Here is a 14913-nt window from a genome sequence, read left to right as displayed (position 1 = left end):
TGAATTGTTGTTAACCCTGGAGAAGGAAAAAAATGAAAATGCAAATGAAGACCCTGGTTTTCGCAGTCACTTCCTGCTTGCTGGCCGGCAGCGCGATGGCACAATCAAGTGTGACCGTGCAAGGCCTGGTTGATCTGTCTGTCGGTTCAGTCAAAATGAGTGGTGACAAGGCCAGTACGGCGGCCATCACGCCTGGTGGCATGACGACATCGTGGTTTGGTTTTAAAGGCGTGGAAGACCTGGGGGGCGGCCTGAAAGCCGAATTCGCCCTGACGGCTTTCTTGCGTCCTGATACCGGTGAGTCCGGTCGTTTTGGTGGTGATACGCTGTTTTCACGCGATGCCAACCTGGCCCTGTCCGGCAGTTTTGGCCGCGTCTCACTAGGTCGTGATCTGGCCCCCAGCTTTTTGCCGGTTGTGATTTTCAATCCTTTTGGTGATTCCTTTGATGTGTCGCCGCTGGTGCTGCACTGGTATGTGCCATCCGGTGGTTTTGCTTCACGTACCTGGGCCAATTCGGCCGCCGGTGATTCTGGCTGGAGTAATGAAGTCATCTACAGCACACCGAATTTTGATGGCCTGAGTGCCAATATTCATTACCAGTTTGGGGAAAAAGCCGGCGATACCGGTACGCGCAATATCGGCCTGAATGCCCTGTATTTTAATGGTCCGCTGGCCCTGAGCGCCTTTTACCAAAAAGTGCAGGTATCCAATCCGCTTGGTGGCTCAGCCATCGTGGATGCGACGGCAGCACCGGTCAATTTTGCTTCCATCAATAGCCAGACTGCTTATTTTGTCGGCGCCAGCTATGACCTGACGTCCGCCAAACTGTATGCCACCTATACCTCAAGCAAGAATGACACGGCGTCTGCCAAACAGCTGGACGACAAGATTTACAGCCTTGGGGCAAAAATCCCGGCTGGCGGCGGCAATGTCCTGCTTGCTTATGCCAATACCAAACGCAGCGGGACGCTGTCAGCAAATAATGATTTGAAGCGCGACACCCTGTCTGCTGGTTACGACTACAATTTGTCCAAGCGCACGGATGTATATGCCGTAATGATGAGCGACAAGATCAATACGGCAGACCGGGCAACCAGCGTGATTGCCGGCATACGCCATCGATTCTGACCGGGTTTCCATGATGAAAAACCGCATGTTATTACGACATGCGGTTTTTTTTCGCCTGGTCTGTCACAAACAGCGGTGCTGTTTCGTCTTATCATCATGATTCCATCAGGACGCTGTCATGACCAAGCACCTAAAAATATTTACCGATAATCGCCCACGCCTGTTTGGCATTGCCTATCGCATGCTGTCTTCGCGTGCCGAGGCCGAAGATATCGTCCAGAACACCTATTTGCGCTGGCACGCGCTCAGCGATACAGAAATACGGGATATACGCGAACCCCAGGCCTGGCTGGTGACAGTCTGCAGTCGTCTGTGCGTGGACAGGCTGCGCCTGCTCAAGCGTGAGCGTGAGAACTATGAAGGACCATGGTTGCCGGAACCGATGATAGAAGTCGATGAGCAAACCCCGGAATTGCTGGCCGAATTGAGCAGCGATGTATCGATGGCCTTTTTGACCCTGCTTGAGCGCCTGGGTGCAGAAGAACGCGCCGCCTTTCTCTTGCATCAGGTGTTTGAAGTCGATTATCCGGACGTGGCAGCAATGCTTGACAAGACCGCAGCCGCCTGTCGCCAGCTGGTGCACCGGGCAAAAGAGCGGGTACAGCAGGACAGGCCACGCTTTACAGTCAGTCGTGAGCACCATCACTGGCTCTTGCAACGCTTCACCCTGGCGGCACAAAGTGGTGACCTGAAAGAATTGCATGCCCTGTTTGCCGACGATGCACAAATGATAGGTGACGGCGGCGGCAAGATTGCCTCGGTCAACCGCATCTTGCGTGGTGCAGACCGCATCGCCCGCCTGTACCACGTCATCGCCAGGAATTTTGCACAGCGCATGCAGTTTGTCGAAGCACAGATCAATGGCGAGCCTGGCCTCCTGCGTTTCATTGACGGCAAGCTCGATGCGACTTTTTCCATCGTCAGTGATGGTGAAAAAATTCTTGACCTCTACACCATACGCAACCCGGAAAAACTGCAGGCTTACCAGGGCATTGTTGCCCCATCTTCAAATTCTTTTTGAAAACCTGTCACAAAGCATCCTGCTCCAGCGTCTTGTTAATGAATGTAGCCACAGACTGTTGAAACCATCTTGCCCGGCCCTGTTACCTGAGCCATCAGCAAGTCTTCAACAGGCGCTGTCGCTACTTCTCATTCTTTCACCCCACTTTGGAGCATTAACATGACACTCAAATTGAATTTCCCTGGCCTGGCGCCAGAAGCTTATCAGGCACTTGCCAGCGTCAACACGGTATTGCAGAGCAGCAGCCTGGGCGTAACGCTGATTGACCTGGTGTTCTTGCGGATTTCTCAAGTGAACGGCTGCGCATTTTGTGTCGACAAGCATGCCCATGATTTGCTGGAACAGGGCATCGCCTTCCAGCGTATCAATGGCCTGGTTTGCTGGCGAGAAGCCCCTTGTTATAGTGAATCAGAGAGGGCAGCGCTGGCCTGGAGTGAAGCGCTGACCCAGGTTGCCACGCAGCATGTGTCCGATGATTTGCAGCAGGAACTGCGCAGGCATTTCAGCGAAAAAGAACTGGTTGAGCTGGCTTTTGTCATTGGCGTCATGAATGCCTGGAATCGCGTCGCCATCGCCTGCGGTAAAAGCTTTGCCATGCGCAATTAAGAAATGTTGACATTTGCATAAAACTGCTTATGCTGGGCGGGCTATTTTCAAAAAGTTAAGCTGATACAGGATTACCCGTCCATGACTAATTTGCCCGCGATATCCACATTATCGCCTTACCTGCTGTTGTTTGCGGCCATTGCCATGGTCTGGTTGCCAGTACCTGTGCAAACCGGGGCATTGAGCAAACTGACACCTGCCGTTGGTATGGCACTGATTGCCATGGCAGCAGCCCTGGCGCTGGGGCTGATCACCCCTGTCGCTGCCCTGGTCTTATTGGTGCTGGGGGCATTGCTGTTCGCCAGTGCAAAAAGCAGTCTCAAATTTTATCTGCGGCTCGCTTGCGGTGTCATTGCCCTGATCCTGGCGCTGGCCCTGGCCATGCACAAGGTAGCGGGTTTCCATAATCCGCTTTTGCTTGATCAAGTCCGCTTCAGTAATGATGCCCAGGCCTTTAGCCTGTATGCCAATTTTGACAAGGGCATGGTGGGATTTTTACTGCTGACCCTGTTTTGCCAGCGTGCTGCCAATCTCAGGGAATTCCTGGCTGACGGCAAGCGCATTGCCTTTGCCGCGGCGCTTACCATCGTTGTGCTGATTACCCTTGGTTTGGGCCTGCAATTTTTCCGGCTGGACCCCAAACTGCCGGAAGCGACGCTGTTGTTTTTATCTGTCAACCTGTTCCTGACCTGTGTGGCTGAAGAAGCCTTCTTCCGTGGCTTCATTCAAGAAGCCTTGTACCGGTCCAGCAGCAAACCGCTGGCGGCTTACCTAGCCTTGCTGATATCGGCCCTGCTGTTTGGTATGGCACACCTGGGTGGTGGCCCTCTGTATGCGGGCCTGGCAACGGTTGCCGGACTGGGCTATGGCTATGTGTATCATCTGACCAGACGCATAGAGTGGGCAATCCTGACGCATTTTGGTTTTAATCTTTGCCACTTCGTTTTCTTCACCTATCCAAAACTGGTCTGACATTTATTTTTTTTATGGGTGACGTGTCGGTACAAATTTGTCGTACCGGTACAAGCAGGCACGGGCCTGTATCACTAGACTGCCCCTGTTATTGACACAAGCAGGGAGCCATGATGGATGAACTTGAAGTCATCAAAGAAGACAACGTCATACTGACGCGACTGGAGGATGTCACCAGGCTGATACAGACCAATAGCCTGTGGTATCTGACCTTTGGCCTGGCCTGCTGTGCAGTGGAGATGATACAGGCCGCCGCTTCGCGCTATGACATGGAAAGATTCGGCATGATACCGCGCGCCAGCCCCAGGCAGTCTGACCTGATGATCGTTGCTGGTACCCTGACCAACAAGATGGCACCAGCCCTGCGCCGCATTTATGACCAGATGGCAGAGCCACGCTATGTGATTTCCATGGGCTCTTGCGCCAATGGCGGCGGCTACTATCATTACTCGTACTCGGTGGTACGTGGTTGTGACCGCATCGTGCCAGTGGATGTGTATATACCCGGATGCCCGCCGACTGCTGAAGCACTGATCTACGGCATCATCCAGTTGCAGAGAAAAATCCGTTCCAATAAATTGATAGAACGTTAGGGGCGCGTACCGGCGTCCAGTGCGAAGCGGCTGACGAGGGGCAGGATCAACCCCGGCTCTGATAAATGACTTTATCCAGGCTGGCTTCGCCAAAGACATCGGCATTGCTCATGAAATCATCAAAAGGCCCCAGCTTGCTGATTTCTGCCCCATGACGGAAGACGATCTGCAAACCCTGTTCTTCTTCCCAATCGCATTCACATTCGAGGGAAACGTAGACAGTCTGCTCATCATTCTGACGCCGGCATACCAGGGCTTCGTCACCGAACTGTATGTGTTGCCAGACATCGGCAGCGCTACCAATGCTGACCACATCGGCTTTTTCAGAACGGCGATAATTGGCGGTGTCCTGGTAATAGGCAAAAATGGCTTCTTGTGCCGCTTGCAGCGCGCTGGTTTGCAGCCTGATGAAATTGTCTATGGCCTGGTGATAGGCGGCCCTGGTTGTTTCACTGGCTTCGTCATAGCCTTCAACCAGGAATTCACATGCCTGTTGATTCAGTGCATTAATGGTAATGGGCTGACTGATGTACCAGCCGCTTTCTTCATCTTTTTCTACTGGTCCAAGTCCGGGAATATTCATGGTGTTCTCTATGGTGGGCGCACAAGTCGCTATTGTCCCATAGTCAGCCGGCATAAGGCAGGATTCAGGTCGTTTATCCCGTCTTAACTTCGGGGGGATGCTGTTGCACACCGCTGGTGTCGTAGAGCTGGATTTCATTGAGCAGGTCAAAGCAGCTGGCTTCATCCTGGTTCAAACCCACTTTGAGTTTTTTATCGGTGCCGTTCAGTTGTCCGTGATTGACCAGCAGGCGCATTTTGCTGATCAGGTCTGCCGTGTGCAGCAGATGCCCCAGCGGACTCCAGTCTATGGCCTTGCGACCACCGGCCTGCTGTTGCAGTGCGATGATGACATGCTCGGGGAATTCCCAGCGCTGGGCAATGCGGTAAGACAGTGTCGATGCTACGGAAGAAAAAATGGGCTGGAAGGCAGCTGAGTATTTGAACTTGCCCTGCTCACAAGTCTGGTCCAGCAGGCGGAAGGCGATGATCAGCCCCACATTCTTCATCAACCCGGTCAGGAAGGCATGGAAAGGGTCCATGCCACGCGCCAGGGTATGGCAGGCGACCGCGCATTTTTCTGACTGGTTCCAGATATGCGGTGCGGCACGGCGGGTGAACTGACCTGCATTGAGATTGATGATGGGGCGAAATGCCACCTTGGCGATTACCAGGCGCAAGCCTTCTTCACCGAGGACCATCACGGCTTTTTCCAGGCTGTTGATACGGTCCGCAGGATTGTATAAGGCGCTGTTGACGGTATTGATGACTTCACCGACCAGTACGACATCCCTGACGATCTGGCGTGACAATTCCCCGGCAGAAATGGTCTTGCTGCGCAGGCTGTTCAGTAATTGCGGGATGACGCTGGGTACCCGCGGCACGATGACAGCATCATTGAGGTCGGACGCCAGCAGCTTGTACAAGGCTTGCAGTACGGTTTGTTCGGTATCAAAATTACCTCCTTCACCGGGGTAACCCATGATCCAGTCAAAATACAGGTTCTCTACCGGCAGGGCAGGTTTCCAGGCTTGCAATTTCAGGGCTACGGCTACTGTGTCAGTTTCTAGCGGCGTATCGGGGGCTGAAGGGGCGGGAGGTGCTTCAGTGGCAATAGCATGCGTCGTCTCAACATCAGCCAGCGCTGGTTTGCTCGCAGCTACCTGCTCTTTCGAAACTGTTGCCTGCGCAACGGCGTGGCTGGATGCAGACGTAGCTCGCTCGTCAGCACCAAACAGACGGGTGAAGAATTTGCTCAGGGTATTCGCCACGATTTCCCTTTCGATTCAAGCTGCATCTGGTCACGCCTGGTTTGCATGGAAATCAAACGCCTGCTTCAAGTGTGGATATTTGTGGCGGGCGTGTCAATCCCAAGTCTGGCTCGGGACGACAAACCTGGCAGCTTTTAACTTAAATTGTCATTCTTCGCCCGCCAGTTGGGCATTCAGCCTGGCAATTTCCGCCATCACTTCTGCCGGAAATTCTGCTCTGGCCCATTCCCGGTATTCTCCGTTGGCATAGGCCAAGCCATTCCTGTAATACATATAGGCATTGAGACGGTTGCGTACAAAATTGTTTTGCGTCCGTATTACTTTGCCCGGTGTACCCATGACGATGGAATTGTCGGGGATGACCGTACCTTCTTTCAGGAAAGTATGTCCGGCGATGATGCAGTTATTGCCTATCACGCAAGCATCCATGATGGTCGAGTTGATACCGATCAGGCAGTTGTCACCTATGGTGCAGCCATGGATGGTGCAATGATGGGTAATCGAGCAGTGGCTGCCTATGATGGTCGGAGTTTGCTCACCGACATGCAGCATCACGAAGTCCTGGATGTTGGTATAGGGGCCGATGATGATCTCCTTATGCTCGGCCCGGGCGACCACGTTGATCCAGACTGAGGCATGCCTGGCGATACTGATCTTGCCATACAGCTGCGCCGTATCATGAATATAGGCAGGTTCATCAAGTGTGACATCCGGACCGATAAAAGCCATACGTCTTTCCCCCGTACAGGATTAAGAAAATATCAGCATACCGCTTTACAAGCGAATCTGGTGCAAGATACCCAAAACGATCATCCAGCACACCAGCATGCCTGCAATATAAAGCATGGCGCGCCAGGGTTGCAGGCCGCGCAGGTACACAGCGGTATGCAGATAACGTATCAGCACATAGCTGCCAAACAGCCAGTTGGCACTGGACGGCTCTCCACCAAGCAAGACATAGCTCAGGGCCAGCGCCAGGAACAGGGGCAGGTTTTCCACATCATTGCGCCAGACCCTGGCGCAGCGCTGTACCAGCTCCGCTTCGGCTTCAACCGGACGCAGCCCCGCCATGCCTGCATCTTCAGGCAACAGATAGCGGCGGCTACGTACTCGGGTGACAATCTGCAAGCCACTGACCAGAGTGGTTTTCAGGAACAGGGCCAGCAAGGCCATGACAAAACTTGGCAGGGCGGGGAGGTGTATCATTTGCTCGCTCCCTGTTCTGCCTGTTGCGGTTTGGCGGCCTGGGCATTCCTGACAGCGAGAAATTGTTCAATCTGCTTGGTACTTGGACGCATGCCCGCCATGGACCAGCATTCTGCTTCGCTTTCATGGATGTTGATCCAGACAGATTTCTTGAAGTCGGGGTCCCCCGCACCTTCAATTTCCACCATGACAGCAGCGATTTTTTCCAGCATCAGTTGCTTCTGGTCGGGGTTCAGCATTCCTTTGATGGTGTGTATCTGGACGAAGGGCATACAGGCTCCTGTGTTTGATCGCAGTGCGATCTGGTTGAAAGAGACTTGATTGTGCCGCCCTCGGAAAGCGAGTACCATTGGCTGAATCGACAAATAAAAGGTTAATTCGGCCAAATGACGATCAGTGACAATAAAACACCTGCGCCTGCTGAAGAGCAGACTGCATATGCACGGACAGTACGCATAGGCATCCTGGTTTATCCGGGTTGCCTGCGTAGCGGGGCGGTGATGCCGCTGGATGTGTTTGCAATTGCCAATACCCTGGCGCGCATACGTCCGGCAGCGACTGCTTCCGTGCGCTTCGAGACACTTTGGGTCAGCGCGCGCGGCAAGCTCAGGCAGGAAGTCGGGGGCTTGCACTTTGATGCCAGCGATGCGTTGGCAGAGTCGCTGGATGCTCTGATGGTGCCCGGCATAGACCATGGTGATACGCGTCAGCTCGACAGCCTGATGGATGCATTGGCACCTGAACAGGCACTGGTCCGTGACTATCTGCTGTCTGAGCGCTTGCTGATTTCCAGTTGTTCGAGTACCAGCCTGCTGGCCAGGACCGGCGAATTGAAAGGGCGGCGTGCGACTACGAGTTGGTGGCTCAGTGCATATTTTCGTAAAAAATTCCCGGATGTGGTACTGGAGGCGGAAGAACTGATCGTCCAGGATGGTCAGTTGGTTTCATCAGGCGGCGTGACCTCTTATATTGACCTGGCGCTCTGGCTGGTCGGACATTTTGGTGGCGAAGAACTGCGCCAGTTGACTGCCAAGATACTGGTTGTCGACGCCAACCGTAACAGCCAGGCCCCCTATGTCGCCAAGGCCATGGTACAGGACCAGGGGCATGCCGTTATCGAGCGTGCACGCCGCTGGTTGAACCAGCGTCTGGACCAGCAATGGAACATGGCGGAGTTGGCCAGCTATTGCCATGTCAGCCAGCGTACCCTGCTCAGGCGTTTTCAGGAGGCAATGAACCTGAGCCCGATTCATTATGTACAGCAACTGCGGGTAGAGCGGGCCAAGGCGCTGCTGGAAACTACCCGTCTGTCCATGGAAGACATCACTGCGCGTTGCGGCTATGAAGATGTGTCGAGCTTTAGTAAAATCTTCAAGCAATGGGCGCAGGTCACGCCCAAGGATTACCGGCGCAGATTTGGCTTGCGCTTCTGAACAGGGATTGCGGTTTCATGGCTCAACAACATATTGTCATCGTCGGTGGTGGTGTCATTGGCAGCGCCATCGCTTATTTTCTGGCAGCACATCCCCATTTTGACGGCCGGGTCACCGTGCTTGAGCGCGACCCCACTTATACCCATGCTTCCTCGGCCTTGTCGGCCAGCTCGATACGTCAGCAATTCAGTACGCCGGTGAACATCCATATGTCGCAATTCGGTTTTGAATTCATGCGCGATATCCACCAGCACCTGGCGGTCGATGATGACGTACCTGAACTTGGTCTGACCGAACATGGCTACCTGTACCTGGCGACCGAGGCCGGCGCTGCGGTCTTGCGCGACAATCACCTGCTGCAAAAGGCTGAGCAGGTTAATGTTGCCTTGCTGGAGCCGCAGGCGCTGGCGCAAAAATTTCCCTGGCTGAATGTGGATGATCTGGCGCTGGCTTCACTTGGCCTCTCTGGTGAAGGCTGGTTTGACGGCTATGGTTTATTGATGGCATTCAGACGCAAGGCGCGCAGCCTTGGTGTCAGTTATGTGCAGGCTGACGTGCAGGGATTTGCGCATGCAGCAGGGCAGGTGCGTGGGGTAAGCTTGCAAGATGGCGCCATGATCGCTTGCGATTATGCCGTCAATGCTGCCGGCGCCTGGGCGCGGCCTTTGCTGACAGATACCGGTTTTGATTTGCCGGTAGTAGGCCGCAAGCGCAGCGTCTTCGTTGTGTCTAGCCCGGCACAGACACCGGCTTGTCCCCTGATCATTGATCCTTCGGGATTGTGGTTGCGGCCAGAAGGCCAGTACTGGATCTGCGGCCTGCCGCCCGAAGATGATAGTGACGATGCACCACTGGAAGTCGACTACGAACAGTTCGATACCGTCTGGGAAATCATGGCAGGCAGGGTACCAGGCTTTGAGGCCCTGCGCATGCAAAGAGCATGGGCGGGTTACTATGAATACAATTTGTTTGACCAGAATGCCGTCATCGGCGCCCATCCGCAATTGGCCAACCTGATACTGGCGAATGGCTTCAGTGGTCACGGGATGCAGCATGCGCCGGCAGTCGGTCGGGGGATCGCGGAATTGCTGGTCGAGGGGGCTTACAGCAGTATTGATCTGTCGCCTTTGTCAGCGCAGCGGCTGCTCAGGAAGCGGCCGCTGCTGGAAAAGAATGTGATTTGATCTCTGCCTGGCGTCATTCTGCCAACGGCTGTGCCTGCAGGGATGCTCTGGCAAAATGGGCAGGCGGTATTCCGACATGACGGGTGAAGGCCACACTGAACGCACTGGCAGAACCATAGCCCACCCGCTCGGCCACTTCAGCAACGTTGCCTGTCTTGTGCATCAGCAGTTGCTTTGCCAAAGCCATGCGCCAGGTCAGCAGGTATTGCATGGGGGAGACGCCGACGGCACAATGGAAACGTTCGAAAAAACTGGAACGGGACAGAGCCGCCTCTTTGGCCAACTGTGCAACAGTCCAGGGCTGATTGATATTGGCGTGTATACAGCGCAGTGCGATGGCCAGTCGTTCATCCATCAGTCCGCGCAAGAGGCCGGGTGACGCACTACTCCCTGCCATTGAGCGCAGGGCTTCAATGAACAACACTTCCAGCAGGTGCGCCAGGATGACATCGCGCGCCGGTCGTTGCGCACGCGACTCTTCACTGACCAGTTGTACCAGCGTGGTCAGCCTGCTTTCTCCACGAACATGCAGTAGTTGCGGCAGCAACGATACCAGCAGTGCTGCATCCGGTGAAGCAAAAGTGCAGTGACCGACCAGCAAGATGACTTCCGGCGGTCCGCTTTGTGTGCCGAGCCTGAATTCACCGTGCAGTAGCGCTACCGGTTCGGTGTCGGCATCCCCTGTGCTCATTGGTGTCAGGCTGGACATGGTGAAACCATGGGTGGCGGGGATCAGCACAAAGTCACCCTGGCTGAGTTCAATGGTATCGAGACCGTCTGCCATCAACAGGCTGGAACCTTCCAGGATGGCGCAGTAGAAAGTCTGCCCTGATTCAGAACGGCGAACCCGCCATGATCCTGCACCATTGACAACTTTCGAGAAGCGGGCTTGCGGCTGCAGTAGTGTGACAACCTCGGCAAGTGGATCTGTCATGATGGGATTGTTCTGGACTATTGCAAATGAAAAATGGATTATAAATTATAGAAAGTCTGAACCTGACTGATTATAGTCTGGTTTCCGCAAATTACTTTCTGGAGTCATCATGAAGACGATACTCATCACCGGATGCTCATCCGGTTTTGGCCTGGTAACGGCCCAATATTTTCTCGAGCGTGGCTGGCAAGTCATTGCGACCATGCGCGCACCACGTGCAGATATCCTGCCGCTTTCCAAACATCTGCGCGTGCTGGCGCTTGATGTCACCAGGCCGGACAGCATACGCCAGCTTGTCGAGACAGCAGGGGAGATTGATGTGCTGGTCAATAATGCTGGCATAGGCATGCTGGGTGCACTCGAGGGCACGACCATGGCGACCGCTCGCGATATTTTCGAAACCAATACCCTGGGTACGATAGCGATGACGCAGGCGGTACTGCCACAGTTCCGGCAGCGCAGGGACGGTGTCATCATCAATATCACATCAAGCGTGACCTTGAAATCTCTTCCCCTGCTTGCCGTCTATACCGCAAGCAAGGCTGCCATCAATGCATTCAGTGAATCATTGGCATTGGAGCTTGAGCAATTCAATGTACGGGTCAAACTGGTGCTGCCAGGGCGCGCTCCGGCGACACGTTTCGGCGAAAATGCAGCCCCTAGAATGCAGACCGGCATACCACTGGCTTATGCTGAACTGGCGCAGCGCATTTTTGCTGGCTGGGCAGAATCGACTGAAGTGACGCAGGCGCTGGATGTGGCAGAGGCGGTGTGGCGCGCAGCAAATGACATCTCTTGTCCAATACGTATTGCTGCCGGTGCCGACGCTGTGGCTTTGGCCGGCGCTTCTCAGTTTGCCCTTGCGTAATCTGTCAGCTCATCAAACCAGATCTGCTTTTGTTCAGGTGTGACGAATGCAGCTTCAAAAGCATTGTGTGCCAGTTCCAGCAGTTCTGACTTGCCCAGTTCCAGCGCATCCGCGGTGGCGATGTAATTGGCATTCATATAGCCACCAAAATACGCCGGGTCATCAGAATTGATGGTGACGCACAAACCGGCGCGCAACATGCGGGCGAGGTTGTGATTACGCAGGTCTTTGACCACGCATAGTTTGAGATTGGATAGTGGGCAGACTGTCAAAGGCATGCGGCTCTGCGCCAGTCTGGCCATCAGGGCCGGGTCTTCTTCTGCGCGTACACCATGGTCTATACGTTCTACCTGCAGGACATCCAGTGCGCTGTGAATATAGGCTGGTGGCCCTTCTTCACCGGCATGCGCCACCAAGTGAAAACCCATGGCCTGGGCCAGGGCAAAAACATGCGTGAATTTTTCTGGCGGGTTGCCGACTTCGGCAGAATCCAGGCCTACACCCGTCCATAGATCGGCGTAGGCGTCACGCAAGGGGAGGGCGGCTTCCAGTGTGGCGATAGCATCTTCTTCACTGAGATGACGCAGGAAACACAATATCATGGCACCAGAAAACCCGTGGCTTGCACGTGCTTCACGCAGGGCACGGGCGATGCCGGCGAATACCGTGCTGATGGCGATGCCGCGTGCAGTGTGGGTTTGCGGATCAAAGAATAATTCGACGTGGCGCACATTATCAGCCAGGGCACGCTGTATATAGGCGTGCGTCAGGTCAAAGAAATCCTGCTCGGTCTGCAATACCGCTGCACCGGCGTAGTAGAGGTTCAGGAAGGACTGCAAGTCTTCAAAATCATAGGCGGCGCGGACTTCATCGACGGTCGCATACGGCAGTTGCACGCCATTCTTTTGTGCCAGGGCAAACATCAGTTCAGGCTCTAGCGAACCTTCTATATGCAGGTGCAATTCTGCCTTTGGCAGGCCACGGATAAAGTCGTGCAAGTCAGTACTCATTTGTCAAACCTGTCTGGGTGTTTATATTGATCTTGCTCCATGAAAACTTGAGCATGTATCAGAAAATGTCCGGGAAAAGAGCGTCAGGCTATCATTCATGCCATCACTCAAGCGATAAGCCAAGATATCACTGCATTTTTATCAGCATATCAAAACCTGGTGATGTTATGTATAGACCGCCGTATATTGAGCAGTACTGCTGTGATCTGTACCGCAGCGAACTGCGCGGCAGTATGGTTTGTCAGGGCGACGGTGCGGATTTTATCAGGCCTGCAAGGTGTTAGCGTGCCGATATTCTGTCATTGTTTGGCGCACTGGATACTCACCTGCCATCTTCCATGGTAAAAACAAAGCGCAGATGAGTATCCATCAGTATCAGTACCTTGTGGCACAAGTGTGCTGCCAGTCGTAAAAACGCTTGCTCTTAGTGCAGCAGTACACTCTGACCCATATAACCATCGAACTGACCAAGGAAATCGTCGATTTCTTCTATGCTGGGTTCGGAGGCGATCAGTTCAGTAACGTCTTTGCGGAAATTGATGGCCAGCGGGCCGCCGATGAACCATTCGCGGCGTACTGCCTTGTCAGTGATTTCGTAACCGCCAAAGCGCAGGGCTTCGTGGTCAGTATCTGCGCCATATTCGATGACGCTGTATTGATCGCTGTTATAGATGAGATTCATTTTATGCATCCTTTCTGGCAAGAGGATTATTTCCTCTGGTTAACCGTTCATGGTGCGTACATGATGCTGGTGACAGCGAAATTCAAGTGAATTCAAATGATGTGCTGCTGTGAATTATTACGGCAAGGCAACCCCCTGACTTTAGTGCGCTTAACATTGGTTCACAAGCTGGTGACGATTTCCAGTAATTCAGTATAGGGCGCTTCCAGCAAACTTGCTTTGAACTTGTCAAGATGTTCATCTGTGGCGATGGACAGGAAGATATGAGCAGGTTTTTGGCGCAGGGTGCGGTTCAGGGTGACACGCAGACTGATGTTGCCTATGCAACAAAAGCATCCGGGGGCAATGCGGTGTATATGTAAATGTGGGCCAGGCTGTAGCAAATCCTGGCCGGCAGGCAAGCCTTCAAGTATAACGACACTCGTTTGATTTTCTGGCAGGTTGGAGAGGGCGGCAGCTATGGCCGCCTCCCGGGATGAATAACTGCCGCCATGATGCAGATGCAGTTGCGCCCTGGCCTGGGGCAAACTTGCGACGACCAAACTTACTCGCCGCGTTTGGCGTATTTCATGGATTCGACGCCCAACTGCTTGAGTTTGCGATACAGATGGGTACGTTCGAGACCGGTTTTTTCTGCCACCCTGGTCATGCTGCCGCCTTCGCGGTTCAGGTGGTATTCAAAATAAATACGTTCAAAGGCATCCCTGGCTTCGCGCAGGGGCAGGTCGAAAGACAGGCTGGCGAACTGGTTGTTCGGTGCAGCTGCTACCGGTTGCGCTGCCGAAAAATGCCTGGCTTCATACGCTGGGGCAGTATTGCCGAAACTGCCTGACATGCCGGCGCCACCAGTATTTTCATTGCTGATCACACGCAGGGCCGGTGCAGCCGGTTTTGGTGCTTCCGTGCTGCGTGTCAAACCTTGCTGTACGGCTTTCAACAATTTTTGCAAGGCAATTGGTTTTTCCAAAAAGTTCAAGGCGCCTATCCGGGTCGCTTCGACCGCTGTATCTATGGTGGCATGACCTGACATCATGATCACTGGCATGGTCAGCAAGCCGTCGCGCTGCCATTCTTTTAATAAAGTGACGCCATCCGTATCCGGCATCCAGATGTCAAGCAAAACCAGGTCTGGCCTGGCTTCCTGCCTGGCCAAACGTGCCTGCTGCGCATTTTCAGCAAGTTGAACTACATGACCTTCGTCGCCGAGAATTTCAGACAACAATTCCCGGATACCCATTTCATCATCTACGACCAATATGTTTGCCATAAATCTACCCTATTACCGCCTCTATGTTTTCTGGGATGCTTCTTGCCGTTCAACGCTCAGCTTTTGATGGTCGTGACGCCAGGTGTTAATGGCCATGACGACAGTCTCTGGCTGACTCATCAATTTCAAAACAACCCTTCTGCTTTTATCTGTATTCCTCTAATGGGAACATCAG

The 14913-nt window shown here is 53.7% G+C and carries 18 protein-coding genes; 8 read left to right on the top strand and 10 right to left on the bottom strand.

Annotated features, from left to right (window positions below; translation table 11 throughout):
* The first annotated feature begins 38 nt into the window (after positions 1-38).
* From LZ463_RS03025 to LZ463_RS03005, 5 genes are all read left to right on the top strand, one after another.
* The gene (locus LZ463_RS03025; RefSeq protein ID WP_489686079.1) at positions 39-1130 is read left to right on the top strand and encodes a porin; all 1092 of its coding nucleotides are present in this window, start codon (positions 39-41) and stop codon (positions 1128-1130) included.
* Between the two features lie 118 nt (positions 1131-1248).
* On the top strand, positions 1249-2151 hold the full coding sequence (gene sigJ / locus LZ463_RS03020) for an RNA polymerase sigma factor SigJ (RefSeq protein WP_241453711.1): 903 nt from the start codon (positions 1249-1251) through the stop codon (positions 2149-2151).
* Positions 2152-2310: 159 nt separating this feature from the next.
* The gene (locus LZ463_RS03015) at positions 2311-2757 is read left to right on the top strand and encodes a carboxymuconolactone decarboxylase family protein (RefSeq protein WP_241453708.1); all 447 of its coding nucleotides are present in this window, start codon (positions 2311-2313) and stop codon (positions 2755-2757) included.
* An 81-nt stretch (positions 2758-2838) separates the two neighbouring features.
* Positions 2839-3729: a CPBP family intramembrane glutamic endopeptidase gene (locus tag LZ463_RS03010; protein WP_241453707.1), complete on the top strand. Its 891-nt coding sequence runs from the start codon at positions 2839-2841 to the stop codon at positions 3727-3729.
* A 110-nt stretch (positions 3730-3839) separates the two neighbouring features.
* Entirely contained in the window at positions 3840-4322 is a 483-nt protein-coding gene (locus LZ463_RS03005; RefSeq protein ID WP_277623921.1) for a NuoB/complex I 20 kDa subunit family protein, read from the top strand.
* A gap of 46 nt (positions 4323-4368) precedes the next feature.
* Here the strand turns inward: LZ463_RS03005 and LZ463_RS03000 are convergent, their stop codons facing one another.
* The 5 genes from LZ463_RS03000 to LZ463_RS02980 all read right to left on the bottom strand — a co-directional run bounded on the left by LZ463_RS03000 (position 4369) and on the right by LZ463_RS02980 (position 7632).
* Positions 4369-4905: a DUF6985 domain-containing protein gene (locus LZ463_RS03000; RefSeq protein ID WP_241453706.1), complete on the bottom strand. Its 537-nt coding sequence runs from the start codon at positions 4903-4905 to the stop codon at positions 4369-4371.
* 73 nt (positions 4906-4978) lie between these two features.
* Positions 4979-6154, bottom strand: coding sequence for an HDOD domain-containing protein (locus LZ463_RS02995; protein WP_241453705.1), 1176 nt, complete (start codon positions 6152-6154; stop codon positions 4979-4981).
* Positions 6155-6301: 147 nt separating this feature from the next.
* Positions 6302-6883 (bottom strand): gamma carbonic anhydrase family protein, encoded by a 582-nt coding sequence (locus LZ463_RS02990; RefSeq protein ID WP_241453703.1) that lies wholly within the window; start codon positions 6881-6883, stop codon positions 6302-6304.
* Between the two features lie 45 nt (positions 6884-6928).
* Entirely contained in the window at positions 6929-7360 is a 432-nt protein-coding gene (locus LZ463_RS02985) for an MAPEG family protein (protein WP_241453702.1), read from the bottom strand.
* Positions 7357-7632: a tautomerase family protein gene (locus LZ463_RS02980; RefSeq protein WP_241453700.1), complete on the bottom strand. Its 276-nt coding sequence runs from the start codon at positions 7630-7632 to the stop codon at positions 7357-7359. The genes LZ463_RS02985 and LZ463_RS02980 overlap by 4 nt, the downstream gene beginning before the upstream one ends.
* Positions 7633-7746: 114 nt before the next feature.
* Here LZ463_RS02980 and LZ463_RS02975 point away from each other — a divergent pair, with 114 nt between their 5' ends.
* Positions 7747-8793 (top strand): GlxA family transcriptional regulator, encoded by a 1047-nt coding sequence (locus LZ463_RS02975; protein ID WP_241453699.1) that lies wholly within the window; start codon positions 7747-7749, stop codon positions 8791-8793.
* Between the two features lie 17 nt (positions 8794-8810).
* Entirely contained in the window at positions 8811-9977 is a 1167-nt protein-coding gene (locus LZ463_RS02970; RefSeq protein WP_241453697.1) for an NAD(P)/FAD-dependent oxidoreductase, read from the top strand.
* Positions 9978-9990: 13 nt separating this feature from the next.
* On the opposite strand, the gene LZ463_RS02965 is transcribed toward LZ463_RS02970, so the two are convergent.
* Positions 9991-10911, bottom strand: coding sequence for a helix-turn-helix transcriptional regulator (locus LZ463_RS02965; RefSeq protein WP_241453695.1), 921 nt, complete (start codon positions 10909-10911; stop codon positions 9991-9993).
* A gap of 109 nt (positions 10912-11020) precedes the next feature.
* Here LZ463_RS02965 and LZ463_RS02960 point away from each other — a divergent pair, with 109 nt between their 5' ends.
* A complete protein-coding gene (locus LZ463_RS02960) occupies positions 11021-11779 on the top strand; it encodes an SDR family oxidoreductase (RefSeq protein WP_241453693.1) in 759 nt (252 codons plus the stop codon).
* Here the strand turns inward: LZ463_RS02960 and LZ463_RS02955 are convergent.
* From LZ463_RS02955 to LZ463_RS02940, 4 genes are all read right to left on the bottom strand, one after another.
* On the bottom strand, positions 11761-12789 hold the full coding sequence (locus tag LZ463_RS02955; protein WP_241453691.1) for an adenosine deaminase: 1029 nt from the start codon (positions 12787-12789) through the stop codon (positions 11761-11763). The genes LZ463_RS02960 and LZ463_RS02955 overlap by 19 nt on opposite strands.
* A gap of 424 nt (positions 12790-13213) precedes the next feature.
* Positions 13214-13471, bottom strand: a complete 258-nt coding sequence (locus LZ463_RS02950; protein ID WP_241453688.1) for a BTH_I0359 family protein — start codon at positions 13469-13471, stop codon at positions 13214-13216.
* 161 nt (positions 13472-13632) lie between these two features.
* A complete protein-coding gene (locus LZ463_RS02945) occupies positions 13633-14013 on the bottom strand; it encodes a GTPase (RefSeq protein ID WP_241453687.1) in 381 nt (126 codons plus the stop codon).
* A gap of 2 nt (positions 14014-14015) precedes the next feature.
* Complete coding sequence (locus LZ463_RS02940) at positions 14016-14738, bottom strand: response regulator (protein ID WP_241453685.1); 723 nt, start codon at positions 14736-14738, stop codon at positions 14016-14018.
* Positions 14739-14913: the final 175 nt, after the last annotated feature.

Source organism: Undibacterium paludis (assembly GCF_022568815.1).
GTDB lineage: Bacteria > Pseudomonadota > Gammaproteobacteria > Burkholderiales > Burkholderiaceae_D > Undibacterium.
The sequence above is the reverse complement of the archived record's forward strand: the minus strand, read 5'-3'. Positions and strand labels throughout refer to the sequence as shown.